The 17,308-nt window shown below is 56.8% G+C and carries 16 protein-coding genes and 1 tRNA gene; 13 read left to right on the top strand and 4 right to left on the bottom strand.

Annotation, left to right across the window (positions count from 1 at the left end; genetic code table 11):
- The first annotated feature begins 101 nt into the window (after window positions 1–101).
- The 7 genes from I6L44_RS02130 (at window position 102) to chbG (ending at window position 6,827) form a co-directional block, all read left to right on the top strand.
- Window positions 102–422: a PTS sugar transporter subunit IIB gene (locus I6L44_RS02130; RefSeq protein WP_005350034.1), complete on the top strand. Its 321-nt coding sequence runs from the start codon at window positions 102–104 to the stop codon at window positions 420–422.
- Between the two features lie 10 nt (window positions 423–432).
- Entirely contained in the window at window positions 433–1,794 is a 1,362-nt protein-coding gene (gene chbC / locus I6L44_RS02125; protein WP_216953152.1) for a PTS N,N'-diacetylchitobiose transporter subunit IIC, read from the top strand.
- 68 nt (window positions 1,795–1,862) lie between these two features.
- Complete coding sequence (locus I6L44_RS02120; RefSeq protein ID WP_216953151.1) at window positions 1,863–3,245, top strand: glycoside hydrolase family 1 protein; 1,383 nt, start codon at window positions 1,863–1,865, stop codon at window positions 3,243–3,245.
- A 36-nt stretch (window positions 3,246–3,281) separates the two neighbouring features.
- Window positions 3,282–3,635, top strand: a complete 354-nt coding sequence (chbA, locus tag I6L44_RS02115; RefSeq protein WP_005350025.1) for a PTS N,N'-diacetylchitobiose transporter subunit IIA — start codon at window positions 3,282–3,284, stop codon at window positions 3,633–3,635.
- A gap of 54 nt (window positions 3,636–3,689) precedes the next feature.
- Complete coding sequence (gene chbR / locus I6L44_RS02110; RefSeq protein ID WP_069554568.1) at window positions 3,690–4,517, top strand: transcriptional regulator ChbR; 828 nt, start codon at window positions 3,690–3,692, stop codon at window positions 4,515–4,517.
- A gap of 145 nt (window positions 4,518–4,662) precedes the next feature.
- The gene (locus I6L44_RS02105; RefSeq protein WP_216953150.1) at window positions 4,663–6,009 is read left to right on the top strand and encodes a 6-phospho-beta-glucosidase; all 1,347 of its coding nucleotides are present in this window, start codon (window positions 4,663–4,665) and stop codon (window positions 6,007–6,009) included.
- A gap of 53 nt (window positions 6,010–6,062) precedes the next feature.
- Window positions 6,063–6,827 (top strand): chitin disaccharide deacetylase, encoded by a 765-nt coding sequence (chbG, locus tag I6L44_RS02100; RefSeq protein ID WP_216953149.1) that lies wholly within the window; start codon window positions 6,063–6,065, stop codon window positions 6,825–6,827.
- 82 nt (window positions 6,828–6,909) lie between these two features.
- On the opposite strand, the gene I6L44_RS02095 is transcribed toward chbG, so the two are convergent.
- Window positions 6,910–6,997: transfer RNA gene (locus I6L44_RS02095), tRNA-Ser, on the bottom strand.
- Window positions 6,998–7,205: 208 nt separating this feature from the next.
- On the opposite strand from I6L44_RS02095, the gene I6L44_RS02090 reads away from it, so the two are divergent.
- The 3 genes from I6L44_RS02090 to I6L44_RS02080 all read left to right on the top strand — a co-directional run bounded on the left by I6L44_RS02090 (window position 7,206) and on the right by I6L44_RS02080 (window position 10,555).
- On the top strand, window positions 7,206–7,862 hold the full coding sequence (locus tag I6L44_RS02090; RefSeq protein WP_005338308.1) for a Bax inhibitor-1/YccA family protein: 657 nt from the start codon (window positions 7,206–7,208) through the stop codon (window positions 7,860–7,862).
- A gap of 164 nt (window positions 7,863–8,026) precedes the next feature.
- The gene (gene yccS / locus I6L44_RS02085; RefSeq protein WP_216953148.1) at window positions 8,027–10,183 is read left to right on the top strand and encodes a YccS family putative transporter; all 2,157 of its coding nucleotides are present in this window, start codon (window positions 8,027–8,029) and stop codon (window positions 10,181–10,183) included.
- A gap of 21 nt (window positions 10,184–10,204) precedes the next feature.
- The gene (locus I6L44_RS02080) at window positions 10,205–10,555 is read left to right on the top strand and encodes a TusE/DsrC/DsvC family sulfur relay protein (protein WP_005347582.1); all 351 of its coding nucleotides are present in this window, start codon (window positions 10,205–10,207) and stop codon (window positions 10,553–10,555) included.
- Between the two features lie 111 nt (window positions 10,556–10,666).
- On the opposite strand, the gene I6L44_RS02075 is transcribed toward I6L44_RS02080, so the two are convergent.
- The 3 genes from I6L44_RS02075 to I6L44_RS02065 all read right to left on the bottom strand — a co-directional run bounded on the left by I6L44_RS02075 (window position 10,667) and on the right by I6L44_RS02065 (window position 13,165).
- Complete coding sequence (locus I6L44_RS02075; RefSeq protein WP_216953147.1) at window positions 10,667–11,581, bottom strand: Gfo/Idh/MocA family protein; 915 nt, start codon at window positions 11,579–11,581, stop codon at window positions 10,667–10,669.
- A gap of 128 nt (window positions 11,582–11,709) precedes the next feature.
- On the bottom strand, window positions 11,710–11,961 hold the full coding sequence (locus I6L44_RS02070) for a hypothetical protein (RefSeq protein WP_254204251.1): 252 nt from the start codon (window positions 11,959–11,961) through the stop codon (window positions 11,710–11,712).
- A gap of 253 nt (window positions 11,962–12,214) precedes the next feature.
- Window positions 12,215–13,165: a transposase gene (locus I6L44_RS02065; RefSeq protein WP_216953146.1), complete on the bottom strand. Its 951-nt coding sequence runs from the start codon at window positions 13,163–13,165 to the stop codon at window positions 12,215–12,217.
- A 277-nt stretch (window positions 13,166–13,442) separates the two neighbouring features.
- On the opposite strand from I6L44_RS02065, the gene I6L44_RS02060 reads away from it, so the two are divergent.
- From I6L44_RS02060 to I6L44_RS02050, 3 genes are all read left to right on the top strand, one after another.
- Entirely contained in the window at window positions 13,443–14,942 is a 1,500-nt protein-coding gene (locus I6L44_RS02060) for a histidine-type phosphatase (protein WP_216953145.1), read from the top strand.
- Window positions 14,943–15,355: 413 nt separating this feature from the next.
- Window positions 15,356–16,675 carry a nucleotidyltransferase gene (locus I6L44_RS02055; protein ID WP_216953144.1) on the top strand — a complete coding sequence of 440 codons (1,320 nt, stop codon included), beginning with the start codon at window positions 15,356–15,358 and terminating at the stop codon, window positions 16,673–16,675.
- Window positions 16,668–17,249, top strand: coding sequence for an SLATT domain-containing protein (locus I6L44_RS02050; protein ID WP_216953143.1), 582 nt, complete (start codon window positions 16,668–16,670; stop codon window positions 17,247–17,249). The genes I6L44_RS02055 and I6L44_RS02050 overlap by 8 nt, the downstream gene beginning before the upstream one ends.
- Window positions 17,250–17,308 lie beyond the last annotated feature (59 nt).

The raw sequence follows: 17,308 nt of genomic DNA, 5'->3' as shown, positions 1-17,308 counted from the left end.
CAATGAAGTCAATTTGAGATGATTGATGTGTCTTGATAACACAACAGGCACGCATCTCGACCGATCTGTTCATTTGGTTTTCAAGCGTTGAGGGAAGGGTTATGGAAAAGAAGCGTATTTACCTGTTTTGCTCTGCCGGGATGTCCACTTCACTGCTGGTTTCAAAGATGAAGGCGCAGGCGGAAAAATATGATGTGCCGGTGCTGATCGATGCCTATCCGGAGACCCTGGCTGGCGAGAAGGGACAGGATGCCGATCTGGTGCTGCTGGGCCCGCAAATCGCCTACATGCTGCCGGAGATCCAGCAGCAACTGCCGGGCAAGCCGGTCGAGGTGATCGACACCCTGCTCTACGGCAAGGTCGATGGCCTCGGCGTACTGAAGGCGGCGGTAGCCTCCATCAAGAAGAGCCTCGCGCAGTAAGGAGACCCTTGTGAGCAACATCATCGCATCGTTGGAGAAGGTCATACTGCCCATAGCAGTCAAGCTGGGCAAACAACCTCATGTCAACGCCATCAAGAACGGTTTTATCAAGCTGATGCCCCTGACGCTGGCCGGGGCCATGTTCGTTCTCATCAACAACGTCTTTCTGAGCTTTGGCGAAGGCTCCTTCTTCTACTCCATCGGTGTGCGGCTCGATCCTGCCACCATCGCCACCCTAGACGGCCTCAAAAGCATCGGTGGCAACGTCTATAACGGCACTCTGGGGATCATGTCCCTGATGGCCCCCTTCTTTATCGGTCTGGCGCTGGCCGAAGAGCGCAAGAGCGATCCCCTGGCATCGGGCCTGCTCTCGGTAGCGGCCTTTATGACCGTCACGCCGTTCAGCGTGGGCGACGCCTATGCGGTGGGCGCCAACTGGCTGGGCGGAGCCAACATCATCTCCGGCATGCTGATCGGTATCGTCGTGGCCGAAATGTTCGCCTTTATCGTCCGTCGCAACTGGGTGATCACCCTGCCTGACAGCGTGCCGGCCTCGGTCTCCCGCTCGTTCTCCGCGCTCATTCCAGGCTTTATCATCCTCTCCATCATGGGGGTCATCTCCTATCTGCTGAACGATGCGGGCACCAACTTCCACCAGCTGATCATGGACAGCATCGCCAAGCCGCTGTCCAATATGAGCGGTCTGGTCGGCTGGGTCTATGTGGTGTTCTCCTCCTTCCTCTGGTTCTTCGGGGTACACGGCATGCTGGCGCTCACCGCGCTGGAATCCGGCATTCTGTTCCCCTTCGCCCTGGAAAACGTCGCCCTCTACAACCAGTACGGCTCGGTTGAAGCGGCGCTGGAGGCAGGCAAACAGTTCCACTTCTGGGCCAAACCGATCACCGACTCCTTCGTCTTCCTCGGCGGCACCGGTGCCACCCTTGGCCTTATCCTGGCCATCTTTATGGTCTCCCGTCGCGATGACTACCGTCAGGTTGCCAAGCTGGGTCTGCCCTCCGGCCTGTTCCAGATCAACGAGCCCATCCTGTTCGGCTTGCCGGTCATCATGAACCCCATCCTGCTGGTGCCCTTCATTCTGGTGCACCCGGTACTGATGGGGATCACCATGGCGGCCTACTACGCCGGGATCATCCCGCCCATCACCAACATAGCGCCATGGACCATGCCGACCGGCCTGGGTGCCTTCTTCAACACCAACGGCAGCGTGGCAGCCTTCTGTCTGGCGATATTCAACCTGGGTGTCGCGACCATGATGTATATCCCCTTCGTGCTGATTGCCAACAAAGCGCAGAACGTCATCGATGAAGAAGAGGAGAGCGAAGAGGATATCGCTCTGGCTCTGAAGTTCTGATAACAGCCATTCCAATGACAGCAAGGGAGGAGCAAAACTCCTCCCCTAACAGCCTGGAGAAGTAACCCATGCAGTATCGTTTTCCGGATAACTTCTGGTGGGGCAGCGCCAGCTCGGCCCCGCAGATGGAAGGCGCCGCCAACCGCGGCGGCAAATCCGCCAATATCTTTGACTACTGGTTCTCCATCGAACCGCAGCGTTTCCACAACGGGGTCGGCCCGACCGACACTTCCACCTTCTATGACAACTTCGAGAGCGACATCAAGCTGCTCAAGCAGCTGGGGCACAACAGTTTTCGCACCTCCATCTCTTGGTCACGGCTGATCCCGGACGGGGTGGGCGAAATCAACCAGGAGGCGGTCAGCTTCTACAACGCCGTCTTTGACCGGCTGCTGGCCGAGGGGATCACCCCGCTTATCAACCTCTACCACTTCGACATGCCGATGTGCATGCAGGAGCGTGGCGGCTGGGAGAGCCGGGAAGTGGTGGCCGCCTATGTGCGCTACGCCACCCGCTGCTTCGACCTGTTTGGCGGTCGCATCAAGCACTGGTTCACCTTCAACGAGCCGATTGTGCCGGTCGAGTGCGGCTACCTTGGCCACTACCACTACCCCTGTGTGGTCGATTTTGGTAGGGCGGCCACCGTCGCCTACCACACCGCGCTGGCCCATGCCGGTGCCGTGCAGGCCTATCGCGCCTGCCAGCATGATGGCGAGATCGGCATCATCCTCAACCTGAGCCCGACCTATCCCCGCTCGCAGGATCCGGCAGATCTCGCCGCCTCCCGCATCGCGGATCTGCTGCTCAACAAAAGCTTCCTCGATCCTGCCCTGAAGGGGAGCTACGCCCCCGAGCTGGTCGCGCTGCTAGAGCAGTACGACTTGCTGCCGCAGATCGAAGAGGGTGACAAGGCGCTGCTCGCCGCCGGCAAGGTGGATATCCTCGGCATCAACTATTACCAGCCGCGCCGGGTCAAGGCCAAAGAGGTGGCGTGGCAGGGTGTACCGCGCACGCCGGAAGATCTGTTCGACTACTACGAGATGCCGGGCCGCAAGATGAACCCCCACCGCGGCTGGGAGATTTACGAAAAAGGGATCTACGACATCCTCACCGACCTGCGAGTCAACTACGGCAACCTGCCCTGCTACATCTCGGAAAACGGCATGGGGGTCGAAGGGGAAGAGCGCTTTATCGGTCCCGAGGGACGGGTGGAGGATGACTACCGCATCCAGTTCATTCGCGAGCACCTCCAGTGGCTGCATCGCGCACTGGAAGAGGGCAGCGCCTGTCGCGGCTATCACCTGTGGACCTTTATCGACAACTGGTCGTGGCTCAACGCCTACAAGAACCGTTACGGCTTCGTCCGCCTCGATCTGGAGAGCCAGCAGCGCACCATCAAGAAGAGCGGCTACTGGTTTGCCGAGGTAGCGCGCAACCATGGTTTTAATTAACGGTTTCAATTAACGCATTTACGCAAGGAACGACACATGTTCGATCTGGACAACATCACTGAAGAGGCCACCACCAGCAACGATCTGGAAGAGGTGGTAATGGGGCTTATCATCAACTCCGGGCAGGCCCGCAGTCTCGCCTATACCGCGCTGAAAAAGGCCAAGGAGGGGGACTTGGCTGCCGCTCACCAGCTGATGGCACAATCCCGCGAGGCGCTCAATGCCGCCCATCTGGTGCAGACCCAGCTGATCGAGGACGATCAGGGGGAAGGCAAGATCCCGGTCACCCTGGTGCTGGTCCATGCCCAGGATCACCTGATGACCTCCATGCTGGCCCGTGAGCTGATCAGCGAGCTGATCGAGCTGCACGAAAAGCTGCAGAACCAATAACCTCCGGACGGGGCGAGAGGCCCCGTCATCGGCCCGCAGATCAGGAAGCGACTCATGAGCGTTAAAACAATCCGGGAAACCGAACTGTTTAACAACAAACCGTTCCACATGTTCATCTACAACAAACAGGTGAGCGGAACCGGTTTGCACCAGCACGACTACTACGAGTTCACCCTGGTACTGACCGGTCGTTACTATCAGGAGGTCAACGGCAAGCGGGTGCTGCTGGAGCGGGGGGACGTGGTGTTTATCCCACTCGGCTCCCGCCATCAAAGCTTCTACGAGTTCGGCACCACCCGCATCTTCAACGTCGGGATCACTCGTACCTATTTTGACGAGCACTTCAAATACCTGCTGCCGGAACACTTCGTCGCCTCACAGGCCTATCCGCTCAAGAGCGAGTTCCTCAGCTACATCGAGTCGGTGCTGGTCTCGCCGGGGTTTAGGGAAGAGGCGCTGACCGAATTTCTCGAAGTGGTGACCTACGCGGTAATGAACCGGCTGCGTCACTACAAGGACACCTCCGCTAGCGATGATCTTCCGCTCTGGCTCCACGAAACCGTGGAGCGGATGCACGATCGCCCCCTCTTTGCCGAGGATGCGCTGGCCAACATGGTCTCCCTCTGTGGCAAGAGCCAGGAGTATCTGACCAGGGCCACCCGGCGTTACTACAACAAGACGCCGATGCAAATCATCAACGAGATCCGGATCAACTACGCCAAGATGCAGCTGGAGGTGACCAACAACTCGGTGGCCGATATCGCCTTCGAGACCGGCTACAACGACGTCAGCCTCTTTATCAAAAACTTCAAGAAGCTCACCTCGTTTACCCCGGGCAGTTACCGCAAATATCTCTATCCGAAATTCGAAAGTTCAGCCTGAGACCAGCGAGTTGCTGACCTAAACAACCCGGTTCAAGAGAACCAATCCATTGTCACCAGCCCCTGCCACAGGCGGCTGCGGCCCCTCTCACCATGAAGACAGAGCGGCCACCATCAAACCTAGAAAGATCGATGAAGAGGGATTTATGAGCGAGAAGATCAAGGTAGTCACCATTGGCGGCGGCAGCAGCTACACCCCCGAGCTGGTCGATGGTTTCATCAAGCGCTATGCCGAGCTGCCCATCAGCGAGCTGTGGCTGGTGGATATTCCCGCTGGCGAAGAGAAACTGAACATCATCTTCGACCTGTGCCAACGGATGATCCGCCAGGCAGGCATCCCCATGACCCTGCACAAAACCCTGGATCGCCGCGAGGCACTAGTGGGTGCCAACTTCGTCACCACCCAGCTTCGCGTCGGCCAGCTGCAGGCGCGGGAGAAGGATGAGCGCATCCCGCTCAGTCACGGCATGCTGGGGCAGGAGACCAACGGCGCAGGCGGCCTGTTCAAGGGGCTGCGAACCATACCGGTCATCTTCGACATCATCCGCGACGTCGAAGCGCTTTGCCCGGATGCCTGGCTGATTAACTTCACCAATCCGGCCGGCATGGTGACCGAAGCGGTGCGCCGTCATACCAACTTCCGCCGCTTTATCGGGGTGTGCAACATTCCGGTCGGCATGCAGATGTTTGTGCGCGATGCCCTCCAGCTCACCGAGCGGGATCACCTCTCGATGGACTTGTTTGGCCTCAATCATCTGGTCTTTATCGGCGATGTGCTGGTCAACGGCGAATCCCGCTTTGACGAGCTGCTGGAAGGGGTCGCCGATGGCAGCCTGACCCGCGCCAGCTCGGTCAAAAACATCTTCGACTTGCCGTTCGACCCCGGTTTTATCCGCGGTCTTCGCCTGCTTCCCTGCTCCTACCTGCGTTACTACTTCAAGGAGAAAGAGATGCTGGGGATCGAGATGGGCGAGTTCTATAAAGGCGGCGCCCGGGCTCAAGTGGTGCAGCAGGTCGAGAAGAAACTGTTCGAGCTCTACCAGAACCCCGATCTGTGCGAAAAGCCCAAGGAGTTGGAGCTGCGTGGCGGCGCCTACTACTCCGATGCGGCCTGCGAGGTGATCAGCGCCATCTACAACGACAAGCAGAGCGAGCACTACGTCATCGTGCCCCATCAGGGCGATGTCACCAATATCCCGGCCGACTGGACGGTAGAGATGAGCTGCCTGATCGGCCGTGACGGCGCCATTCCCCATCCGCGCCTCACCCGTTTTGACGACAAGGTGAACGGGCTGGTGCACCTCATCAAGAGCTTCGAGATCGCCGCCGCCAAGGCTGCCATCAGTGGCGACTTCGATGACCTGCTGCTGGCGATGAACCTCAACCCGCTGATCCACTCCGACAACGATGCCCGCATCGTCGCCCGCGAGCTGTTGCTGGCCCACCGCGAACACCTGCCAAACTTCGCCGCCGCCATCGACGCCCTCGCCTGAGGCCAGCACGCCCCGCCCGAACCGGCGGGGCGCTTAACCGCAAGAGGACTGCCATGAGCAAGAGATTGATCATCAACGCCGACGACTTCGGCCTCTGCCGCGCCCAGAACTACGGCATCGTAGAGGCGTTCGAGCACGGGGTCGTCAGCTCCACCAGCGCCATCGTCACCTCCCCCGCTATCGCACACGCCGCCTGGCTGGCCGAACGCTTCCCCGAATTGCCAGTCGGGCTGCACTTTATGCTCAGCTGGGGGAAGCCGCTCACGCCGCTCACCTCGCTGGTGAACGAGCAGGGCGAGCTCAACAAGGGGATCTGGCACAAGAGCGAGGCGGGAGAGCTGGATCTGGCCGAGATATCCGGTGAGCTGGCGAGTCAGTATCAGCGCTTTGTCGCGATTTTCGGCAAGCAGCCGACCCATATCGACAGCCACCACCATGTTCATATGTTGCCGACACTCTACCCGCTGGTGGAGGCTTTCGCCAAGGCGCATGGCCTGCCCCTTCGCATCGATCGGGGCGAAATAGCCCGCCATGGCCTGACCGTTAACCACCCGCAAAGCTGCGATCGGTTCGACGACCGCTTCTACGGCGCGCAGCTGACCCAAGCCAGCCTGCTGCAACTGCTCGATGAGGCCAGTGAACTGGGGGCCAATTCGCTCGAGGTCATGTGCCACCCCTCCTTTATCGATCTGGAGATGCAGGGCAGCTCCTACTGCCAGCCCCGTCTCAACGAACTGGCGCTCCTGACCGACCCGTCCCTGCCCGCCCTTATCGCCGAGCGCGGTTACCGCCTCGCCAGCTATCGGGAGTGGCAATAGCCGCAGGCCATCAGGTGGACCGGTAAAAACCGCAGATGCAAAAAGCCCAAGCGGGTGACCGCTTGGGCTTTCTCTTTGAATATGGTGGAGGAGGTGGGATTTGAACCCACGGATGGTCGCCCATCGCCGGTTTTCAAGACCGGTGCATTCAGCCGCTCTGCCACCCCTCCGAACGGCGTGCATACTACGCTAAGCCCTTGTTCATATGCAATACATATTTCCTGTGGGATAGTGTGCGGGAGCAAAATGGCAGGTGGCTTGAAATTGTTCCTCGTCATCCCTATTTGTTCTACATACAATGCGTAAACATGCAGTAACAAACAGCGATCACGAGGCGGCTGCTCGCCGTCTCACCCGGACATCAAGAGGACACCCAAGATGGATACCCGTTCTATCTACACTGGCACCCAAAGTGCCGTACGCGATACCAACAAGGTGCTGCGTAACACCTATATGCTGCTCTCCCTCACTCTGGGCTTCTCTGCCGTGGTGGCGGGGGTCGCTACCGTGATGAACATGCCGCCGCTGCACTGGGCCGTGTTCCTGATCGGCGTCTACGGTCTGATGTTCCTGACCGAGAAGAATCGCAACAACGGCATGGGGCTGGTCTTCACCTTCGCCCTGACCGGTCTGCTGGGCTATAGCCTGGGCCCCATCATCAACATGTACATGAACAATGGTGGTGGCGAAATCGTGATGACCGCCCTTGGCGGTACCGCGCTCACCTTCTTCGGTCTGTCGGCCTATGCCCTGACCACCAAGCGTGACCTCTCTTTCATCGGCGGCATGCTGTTCGTCGGTTTCTGGGTACTGCTGGTGGCCATGATTGCCAACATCTTCCTGCAGATGAGCGCCCTGAGCCTGGCTCTGTCCGCCATGTTCATGCTGTTCTCCTCCGGCGCCATCCTGCTGACTACCCAGCAGATCGTGCGCGGCGGCGAGACCAACTACATCTCTGCCACCGTCACCCTGTATGTCTCCATCTACAACATCTTCCTGAGCTTGCTGAGCCTGCTTGGCGGCAACCGCAACTAATCAGAAACCCCGCTTCGGCGGGGTTTTTATTGGCGCCGATTTTTGTCAGGATAAGTTGTAAATCAAGGATATGAAGCGAAGTGGCCCTGATTTGGATCAGGGCCACTTCGCGCTTGGCGGGTTACTATCTCGCTCTCGTTTCGATCAAGGGTTTCACCTGTCTCATGCCGATGGATCTCTCTGGCCTGCTGCGCCGACTGCTGACCGATAGTCACATCTACTTCGCCCTCAAGGTGCTGCTGGCCATTCTCGGTCTGCTCGCCTTCACCCTGGCCACCGGCAATATCCAGCTCACCGTGCTGCTCTCCCTCGGGGTAGTGGCAGGCGCCATCGCCGAAACCGACGACAGCCTGTGGGGACGGCTCAAAAACCTCGCCATGACGCTGATTTGCTTCATGTTTGCGTCCCTGTGCGTGCAGTATCTCTACCCCACCCCCTGGCTGTTTGCCATCGGGCTCGCCAGCTCCACCTTTATCTTCGTGATGGTGGGGGCGCTCGGCGCCCGCTATGCCACCATCAGCTTCGGCTCGCTGCTCATCGCCATCTACACCATGCTGGGCGCCGCCAAGGCGCCGGATCTCTTCTACCAGCCGCTGGCCCTCGGCGCTGGCGCCCTCTGGTACGGACTGGTCTCTTTCATCTGGCTCTGGCTGCTGCCCTACAAGACCCTGCACGAGCAGCTGGCCCAGAGCTACTTCGCCCTTGGCCGCTACCTGCTGGAAAAGTCCCGCTTCTTCCCGGCAGACGAGCACGGTGCCCAGGCCATTCGCCACAATCTGGCCCAGCTCAACATCAATCTGGTGAGCGCGCTGACCCTCACCAAGTCGGCCCTCAACGCCCGCCTGAGCCGCCGTCATCCGGCCAGCCCCGAGCTTGCCAGCCTGCTGCGCCTCTACCTGCTGGCGCTGGAAATCCACGAACGCGCCACCTCCAGCCACTACCCCTACAGCCGGCTGGAAGCAGAGCTCAAGCAGGGCATAGTACTGGAAGGATTTCAGGAGGTGTTCCTGCAGCTCTCCGAAGCGTGCCAGCGGCTCGGTTACGCCATTCTGGTGCACAAGCCCTACGCCCATAACAAGCGCATTCACTGGACACTGGAGGCCCTCGGCGATCAGCTGGAGTTCACCAATCTCAAGCAGCACTACCCGAAAACCCTGCTGACGCCGATGAAGTTCCTGCGCCGCAATCTGGCCAGCATCAACCAGTTGCTGGGCAGCGCCGAAGTGCTGCAAAACCCCGAGCAGCCGGAGCAGGATCTGCCCGCGCTGGCGCGCCCCCCCCGCCTGCCGCTGCTAGCCCAGCTCAAGCAGCACCTCACCTTGCACTCCATGGTGTTTCGCCACGCGCTGCGTTTGTCGCTCGGGCTGGTGATCGGCTACGGCATACTGCAAACCTTTGATATGGATAAGGGCTACTGGATTTTGCTGACCGTGCTGTTTGTCTGCCAGCCCAGCTACAGCGCCACCCGCCGCCGACTGGTGCAACGGATGCTCGGCACCTTCGCCGGCATACTGGTGGGCATTCCGGTGCTCTGGCTGTTTCCCGAGCTGCACGTCCAGCTGGTGGTGATGGGGCTGGCCGCTTTCCTCTTCTTTACCCAGGTGCGCAACAACTACAGCGCCGCAGTCTGCTTTATCACCCTCTACGTGCTAATGGCGTTCAACCTGCTCGATGGCATCGGCTTTGCCATTCTGGGGCCGCGGCTGCTAGATACCCTGCTCGGCTGCCTGATCTCCTACGGGCTGGTGGCCTGGCTCTGGCCGGACTGGCAGTACAAGCGGCTGCCGACCCTTATCGCCAATTCGCTCTCGGCCAACGCCCGCTACCTCTCGGCGGTGCTGGCAAGCCTCAAGCAGCAGCGGGACGAGTCCATCGACTATCGGGTGGCGCGCAAGAGCGCCCATCTGGCGGACAGCGAACTGGCCACCGCCTGGCAGAGCATGCTGGTGGAGCCGCAAAAGCGCCGCCGCTTCCTCGATCTCTGCTTTACCCTCACCTGGCGCAACCATGCCCTGCTCTCCTACATTTCGGCGCTGGGGGCCCATCGCGACAAGCTGGAGGCCATCAGCGGGCTGGATGAGGTGCGCCACCATATCTGCCACACCCTGGAGCAGGCCGCCGGCCATCTGGCGGGCAACCCCTCCAGCTCCATCGGAGGTCAGTGCCCGGTGATAAGTCCGGACAGCAGCGAGGAGCAGCTGATGCTGACCCAGCAGCTCAACCTGATCAGCGAGCTGGCGGATCAGCTGCTGCATCTGGCCAACGAGAGCCGGTTGCTCACCGGGGATCAAGGCGCTACCATGCCCGCCCAATCCCGATAGCCCCATTAGCGAGGAGCCCCCATGTCTGCGTCCGAAAAACATCAGCTGGAATTCAACGGCCAACTCATCGAGACCGATGCCAAGGGCTACCTGCTCAACAGCAACGACTGGAGCGAGGAGCTGGCGCTGGTGCTGGCTGCGCAGGAGGGGATCGAGCTGGAGGAGCCGCACTGGGAAGTGGTGCGCTTTGTGCGCGCCTTCTATCTGGAGTTCAACACTTCCCCCGCCATCCGTGCGCTGGTCAAGGCGATGGAGAAGCAGTACGGCCCCGAGAAGGGCAACAGCCGTTACCTCTACAAGCTGTTCCCGGAAGGGCCCGCCAAGCAGGCGACCAAGATTGGCGGCCTGCCCAAGCCGGTAAAGTGCATCTGATCCCATGCATCTCATCCCATAACAACGGGGGCCGCAACTGCGGCCCCCGTTGTTTTTCATGCATCTTTCTCACGCACCGCGCATTCATGCCACGCGCACTTCCAGCCAGCCTTATCCCCGCTTGTCAGCCAGCGCGACCAGCTGCTCCGCCAGCCGGTGACCGTGCAGGTAGGAGGCGATCAGCTCGCTATCCGCCTTGCCGATTTCAACCTGCTGATACCAGTGCTCCAGCATGGCGGCAAAGCCGCGCTGGGCCAGCACCGGCTGCCAGTCGTTGGGGCTAAGCATCTCGGCCTGCTTATCGCGGGCGAGAATGCCGCGAGTGCAGTTCTCAAGGTGCAGGGAGAGGTTGTCGCCGTAGGCATCGATGCGCTCCTCGGTGATCCCGGCGCTGCGGTTCATGCTGCCGCTGATGGCACGATCGCCGCTCTGCCAGCTGACGCTTACCCCGGCCAGCAAGCTGTTGTCCTGCGCACAGGGGCGCAATACCGCATGAACGTCGCCGCCCGGCACGGCGCCATAGAAGCAGAGGCTGTCGAGCACATGGATAAAGTCGTCGAACAGAAAATCCCGCGCCTTGCCCGGCAGAGCGAAGCGGTGTTTTTGCCAGTTAAGCTCGGTGAGCGGCTGGGCACGGGCAGCATCCATGGCGGGCAGATAGCGGCGGTTGAAACCGGTAAAGAGGGCGCAGTCTTGCGCGATGGCGAGGTTGGCCAGTCCCTCGGCCTCGGCCAGATTGTCGCACAGGGGCTTGTCGACAAAGGTGGGGATCCCTGCCCGCAGGCACTGCTCGGCCAGCTCGCGATGAACGGCGGTGGCGGCGTGGATCATCACGGCATCGGGGCGGCTGGCCAGCATGGCCGCCACATCGGTAAAGCACTCTGCGACCCGATACTGGCGGGCGAGCTTCTCCAGCACCGCCGGATTGCGGGTACAGAGCAGCGGGGTGACCCGCTCGTCGCTCGCCAGCAGCGGCAGATAGGCTTTTTGGGCGATATCCCCCAGACCAATCATGGCAATGCGCATCTCAACTCCTTTTCACTCGATAACGGGACAAGCGGATAACTGCCCGCACCATCGCAGGATTTGTCCCGCAGATCCAGCCTGCCGTTAGCAAACTGGCTGGCGTGCGCAGCTCTGTGCAAACGGCGACGTTATTTAGGCATGGCAAGATCGCAGACCGACTTGATCACCTCGGCCAGCCACTCGATGGCGAGATTGCCCTGACTTTTGCGGTGTCTGCCAACCACCACCTCGAACTGCTGCGGCGCCCCGGCCAGCTCCAGCATGCGAAAATCGCCGAGGGTGGCGATGGCCGACGGAATGCAGGCCGCCACGTCATTGACCGACATAAAGGCATGCAGCGAGGTGTAACAGGGGAGCGTCGCCGAATCAAATTGGGACACCCACCTTTTTGAGCAAGCCACTATCAGGCTACTTGCAGGCCCAATAAGGGGAACAAATTGGGACACCCACCTTTTGGAGCAAGCCACTATTAGGCTACTTGCAGGCCCAATAAGGGGTGTGTATCCGAGCTGATGCCTGCAAAAGTAGGCTGGTGGGAGAGATTGTCAGGTTTAGAAAGCAACAGCCCCTGCACAGCCATTTATTGGACTATGTGCAATACCCGGAGCTATCAGCAGGGTGGATGCAAAGCTATCACAGCCTTGGTTGATGGCATCGTCGCTGGCCACAGTGGCGGGCAAACTGCTGACATTGATATCTGTCTCCCACCACTCTGATCCCTTGTCGCCTGAACAGCGTCACCTGCTTCAACCAGCGAACAGCATCGAGTCCCAATCGTTCCAGAATGGGTCCAAATTGGGCCGGAATATGACCCCGCTTGTCGGGCCGAATAGCACGACCAGTCCAATCAACCAGCATCAGGTAGTCGCTGAAGGCATAAGGCAGCTCTTCAGGCTTACCCTGGCGGGCAAACGGCAGCAAAAGTGGTGGCAAAACCTCAGTAGTAGCAGGCGCGTCAAGGCGCTGTTTGATACTGGTGTATTCACTCTGCTCTGGCCGATCGGTCAACGCAGCTCGTATCGGATTGAGGTCAACATACGCCATACAGGCCAACAAGGCGGATTCGGTGAGCAAAGCCTGACTCTTGAAGCGCCCCTCCCAGAAATGGCCCTTGCAACCATCTTCCTGATTGGCCTGACGGGCCAGATTTTCATTGAGTAGCCGAATAAACCAACTTATGGAGTGAAGCCGCTCCCGCCATTGGGCCAGCAATTGCTGCACGACAGCCAGCTCAGGCTCGATCAACATCTCCCCCTGATACCAGCGCCTGACCAAATGCGGCCACTGGAATAGCGCCGCCCAGCGCTCAGCCACCTCCCGCTCACTCCAGTTGGCTGCGGTATCGGGCTCCACCTTGAGCACCAGATGATAATGATTGCTCATCACCGCATAAGCACAAATGCCAATTGCAAACAGCCGCGATAGTTGCCCCAACTTGTCGACCACCCACTGACGCCGATGCTCATAACTCTGGCCAGAATGGGCATCGTCACCACACAGAAAGGCTCGCCGCACACAGCGGCTGACCACATGGTAGTAAGGCGTATCCTGCAAGCTGATTTGACGTGAACGGGCAATGGTCATGGCACATCCCTCAACGGTGACCTCTTAAGTCAAGAACAGCCCTACGCCACTGTCAAAAAGGTGGGTGTCCCGAAAAAAATGTTTTTCCTCTTCCCCGAAAGCGCCAGCTCTCGGGGCTTTTTGCATCAACAAGGTGGGGGTTCCGAAAAAGAGATTCTCTCCCTTTGCTTACTGCTTTATCAGAAGTCATCAGCCTGTCATCTGGCTGACATCCCGCGGTCATTTTCAAGTCATAGAGTTTTTCACTTATTTTTCATATGGATAGATAAGGAACATCATGACTTTCCCGCGCTCTTCTTATGTGGCTTTGGCCGTCTCGCTGGTCTTGCTTGGCGGCTGCCAGTCAGAGAACGAATCGTCTGCCGACAGCCAGGGCAAAACCGCCTACCAATACAGCACCAAAGCGGTCTACAGCCCGCAGCAGCAGGCGGAGAGCTACGAGCCAGCGCCACAGGGGTTCAGCCCGGTCTTTACCGAGATGGTGGCGCGCCACGGCTCGCGCTCCCTCTCCAGCCCGAAATATGACGTGCTGACCAAGCTGGTCTGGGAAGAGGCGCAGCGTCAGGGGGCGCTTACCACCCTCGGGCAGGGGCTGGGAGGCAAGGTCGATCTGGTGACGGCCGCCAACCAGAAACTGGGCTATGGCCTGCTCTCGGCGCTGGGCAAGGAGGAGCACGCCAATCTCGCCACCCGACTGGCGGCGCGGCTGCCGACCCTGCTCAACAGCAGCGAACCCCACTGCATCAAGGTGGTCACCTCGGGCAAGGACAGGGCCAACGAAAGCGCCTTCTACTTTATGGAGAGCCTCAAGCGCAACGTGAACTATGTCAGCGACTCGGCGCAGTGCTACCTCACGCAGGATGACCCCTCGAAGATCGACAAAAAGCTGGTCAACAAGTTCGAGCTCTACTTCCACAAGACCACGCCCGAGGGGGATTACGCCCGCTACCTGCCCGCCTATGAGAGCTACCAGCGCTTTATCGGCGACGAAGATGCCGGAATCGCCCCGGCCCCCGAGCTGGCCAGGGCGCTGGATCAGCTTAAAAACCTGAGCAAGACCAAAGAGATGGCCCGCAGCATGCTGGAGCGTATCTACAGCAAGGGCTTTGTCGACTATCTGGCGGGCGGCGTCGAGTTTGTCGCCGTCAACCCGGAAGATGGCGGCATGACCTATGTGCGCGACGAAGTGGATGCCGCCCTGATGCTCTACAACCTCTTTATCATCGGCCCCGGCATGATCCGCGAAGCGCAGGCACAGGGCAGCGAACCCTGGGCGCTGGAGCAGTTCCTGACCCCGGAGGAGTCTGCCTGGTTCTCCTACCTCTCCGATGCGGAAGATTTCTACGAGAAGGGGCCGAGCTTTGCCAACCAGAGCGCCCCCTACGCCATTGCCCAGCCGCTGCTCGACGGCCTGTTTGGCGAGGTGCAGCGTCAGGTGGTGGAGGGCGAGCAGAGCCGACGGGCCACCCTGCGCTTTGCCCATGCCGAAGCCATTATCCCCCTCGCCGCCCTGATGAAGCTGGAAGGGAGCCGTCAGGGGGCCAGCCCGGATCAGCTGTTCAGCCAGCAGAACAACGAGTGGCGCGGCGGCTGGGTCTCCCCCTATACCGCCAATATTCAGTGGGATATCTACCAGAACGGGCAGCGGCAGGTGCTGGTCAAGATGCTCTACAACGAAAAGGAGATCGCCTTTAAAACCGGCTGCCAGCCCTACCAAAGCGGCAGCCACTACTACGACTTCGAGGAGCTCAAGCGCTGCTACGGCTATAACGGCTAACCCTTCGCACGCCGGATATGGCAATCACAAGGGGCGACCAGCAGGTCGCCCCAATTCACTCCCCGTCCCTGCTTGCCAAAGCGGGATATGGCTATAAAGCCGCCTTCCGGCTCCATTTGCTGATCAAGCGCAAAAAATGATTAATTTCTGATAGTTAAGTCAATTTAAGCCTCGCCTCGGCAGTTTCGTTTGGCTTACCATGGCCATTCAGAACCTGTTGAGCTGCGATGGGTTGCTGCCAGCGCGGGTCAATAGAGCATATTGGAAGCTGTAATCCACGGGCGGTAGCGTGAGATTTGGAGGCATTATGCCTTGCTCAGAAAAGTGGGTGCCCAGATTTACTAAAAGGATTTGAGCCAGATTAAACCTTCTAAAATTTTCGCAAAAAAATTTATGGCTAAAGGGAAAGTTATATGAGTATTTCTGAAATGTTCACACAATTTATTGCAAACTTGGCCATAAGAAATACAGATACAATAAGTACTCGCTATGGTGAAATTACTGCAGCACTCAATAAAAATTTTCGAGATACAGAGTCAAAAACAGCAAACACGTTACAAGTTGGATCATTTGGTCGAAAAACAGGGGTCGATGGCATTTCTGATTTAGACATGCTCTATATTATGCCCAAAAACAAATGGGAAACATACAATAAACCAGGTGGACAGTTAAAGCTTTTACAAGATACAAAGAATGCAATACTTCAGCGATACCCAACCACAAAAGTTAGAGTGGATCGTCTTGTTGTCACTGTTACTTACACGAACTTTTATATTGAAGTACAACCTGTTTTTGAACAAGAAGATAATAGCTATAAATATCCTGACACCAAAAATGGTGGCAACTGGAAAGTTACAAAGCCAAGAGATGAAATGGATGCTGTTGCTAATCTTGATGCACTAAAAAATTCAAATTTGCGTAAATTGTGCAAGATGGCAAGAGCTTGGAAAAACAAACATGGTGTAGGTATTGGTGGCTTATTAATTGACACTCTAGCTTATAACTTTCTCAAATCAACAAATTACTTCGACTCAAAAAGCTACAGTTATTATGACATTTTAAGTCGAGATTTCTTTAAGTATCTCTCGGAGTTGCCAGAGCAAAGCGAATACTCCGCACCGGGAAGTAGGCAGCGTGTAAGGGTTAAAAATAAGTTCCAGAGAAAAGCCAAGAAGGCCTACCAATTATGTCAAGATGCCATTGATCACGAAAAAAATAATGATGTAAACGACAGGTGGAAAAAAGTATATGGCCGTCCATTTCCTACAACCCAAAAAGTTTCTACAGAGTCACATATAGCAAGAATTCTAAAGACTTGGTCAAATACCGAAGAATTTATCGAGGATAAATTTCCTATCGATATCCGCTATCAACTTAAAATTGATTGCGAGGTAATTCAACGAGGGTTTAGAAAATTTCGCCTTCGAGAAATGTTAGGTTTAAAAATACCACTTAGATCAGACAAAAAACTGAAGTTTTGGGTTTGTGAACTTCCACAAATTACAGATTCATATCAAATTTATTGGAAAGTATTGAATAGGGGAGAAGAGGCTCAACGTAGAAACTGTATTCGTGGGCAAATTGTAATTGATGGAGGAAATAACCTCAAAGAAGAGAGTAGTAACTTCCGTGGAGAACATGTCGTAGAATGCTACCTAATTCAGAATAATATTGTAGTAGCTAAAGATAGAATACATGTTCCGATAGTGGCCGATGGGAGAGATTATGATTGATAGCTATATAGTTTTGGAAGGGCAACTACGAGAGAATTACGGCCGTGTAGTATACTCTCATAAAACACATGAAAAATGTGCTGATATTTTACTTGAGCGCCACAAAAAAATTAAATTCTGGCAAATAGTTTTATCTGCATTAGTTACAGGCGGGTTAATAACTTCATTTTTCGATATTGCTAGCCTAGCTGAATATAAAGCATGCGGTAAATTTATAATGCTTGTTATATCTACAATATTACTTGTCCTCAACTCTTATACAAAAGATTATGATCTAGGTGAAATAGCCCAAAAGCATAGGCGAGCTGGAGCCGATTTGTGGGTTATTCGAGAAAAATACCTCTCTTTATTAACAGATCTTCGTTTAGGTATAGCTCAGATAGACGAAATTCTAGTCCGTAGAGACCAGCTTTTAGAAAGTCTACATGCAATTTACTGTGGTGCTCCCAGTACCAATTATAAAGCCTATAGTGAAGCTCAAAAAGCGCTTAAAGAACTAGAGGATATGACCTTTTCTGATGATGAAATTGATGCTTTTCTTCCAAAAGAGCTAAAGAGATGTGTCAAGAAATAACATCCTCTTTCCGTCATTAATTAGTAAAAAGGCGACCATCTGGTCGCCTTTTTTATTTC

Source organism: Aeromonas sp. FDAARGOS 1414, assembly GCF_019047065.1.
Classification (GTDB): Bacteria; Pseudomonadota; Gammaproteobacteria; order Enterobacterales; family Aeromonadaceae; genus Aeromonas; species Aeromonas veronii_A.
The sequence above is the reverse complement of the archived record's forward strand: the minus strand, read 5'-3'. Positions and strand labels throughout refer to the sequence as shown.

Bases quoted from the DNA above. Each gene is read 5' to 3' on its own strand.
- chbG (WP_216953149.1), top strand. From the start codon at position 6,063: ATGAGCAAGAGATTGATCATCAACGCCGACGACTTCGGCCTCTGCCGC.
- I6L44_RS02120 (WP_216953151.1), top strand. From the start codon at position 1,863: ATGCAGTATCGTTTTCCGGATAACTTCTGGTGGGGCAGCGCCAGCTCG.
- I6L44_RS02105 (WP_216953150.1), top strand. From the start codon at position 4,663: ATGAGCGAGAAGATCAAGGTAGTCACCATTGGCGGCGGCAGCAGCTAC.
- I6L44_RS02130 (WP_005350034.1), top strand. From the start codon at position 102: ATGGAAAAGAAGCGTATTTACCTGTTTTGCTCTGCCGGGATGTCCACT.
- I6L44_RS02065 (WP_216953146.1), bottom strand. From the start codon at position 13,165: ATGACCATTGCCCGTTCACGTCAAATCAGCTTGCAGGATACGCCTTAC.
- I6L44_RS02075 (WP_216953147.1), bottom strand. From the start codon at position 11,581: ATGCGCATTGCCATGATTGGTCTGGGGGATATCGCCCAAAAAGCCTAT.
- I6L44_RS02060 (WP_216953145.1), top strand. From the start codon at position 13,443: ATGACTTTCCCGCGCTCTTCTTATGTGGCTTTGGCCGTCTCGCTGGTC.
- I6L44_RS02055 (WP_216953144.1), top strand. From the start codon at position 15,356: ATGAGTATTTCTGAAATGTTCACACAATTTATTGCAAACTTGGCCATA.
- chbA (WP_005350025.1), top strand. From the start codon at position 3,282: ATGTTCGATCTGGACAACATCACTGAAGAGGCCACCACCAGCAACGAT.
- I6L44_RS02090 (WP_005338308.1), top strand. From the start codon at position 7,206: ATGGATACCCGTTCTATCTACACTGGCACCCAAAGTGCCGTACGCGAT.
- chbR (WP_069554568.1), top strand. From the start codon at position 3,690: ATGAGCGTTAAAACAATCCGGGAAACCGAACTGTTTAACAACAAACCG.
- I6L44_RS02080 (WP_005347582.1), top strand. From the start codon at position 10,205: ATGTCTGCGTCCGAAAAACATCAGCTGGAATTCAACGGCCAACTCATC.
- I6L44_RS02050 (WP_216953143.1), top strand. From the start codon at position 16,668: ATGATTGATAGCTATATAGTTTTGGAAGGGCAACTACGAGAGAATTAC.
- yccS (WP_216953148.1), top strand. From the start codon at position 8,027: ATGCCGATGGATCTCTCTGGCCTGCTGCGCCGACTGCTGACCGATAGT.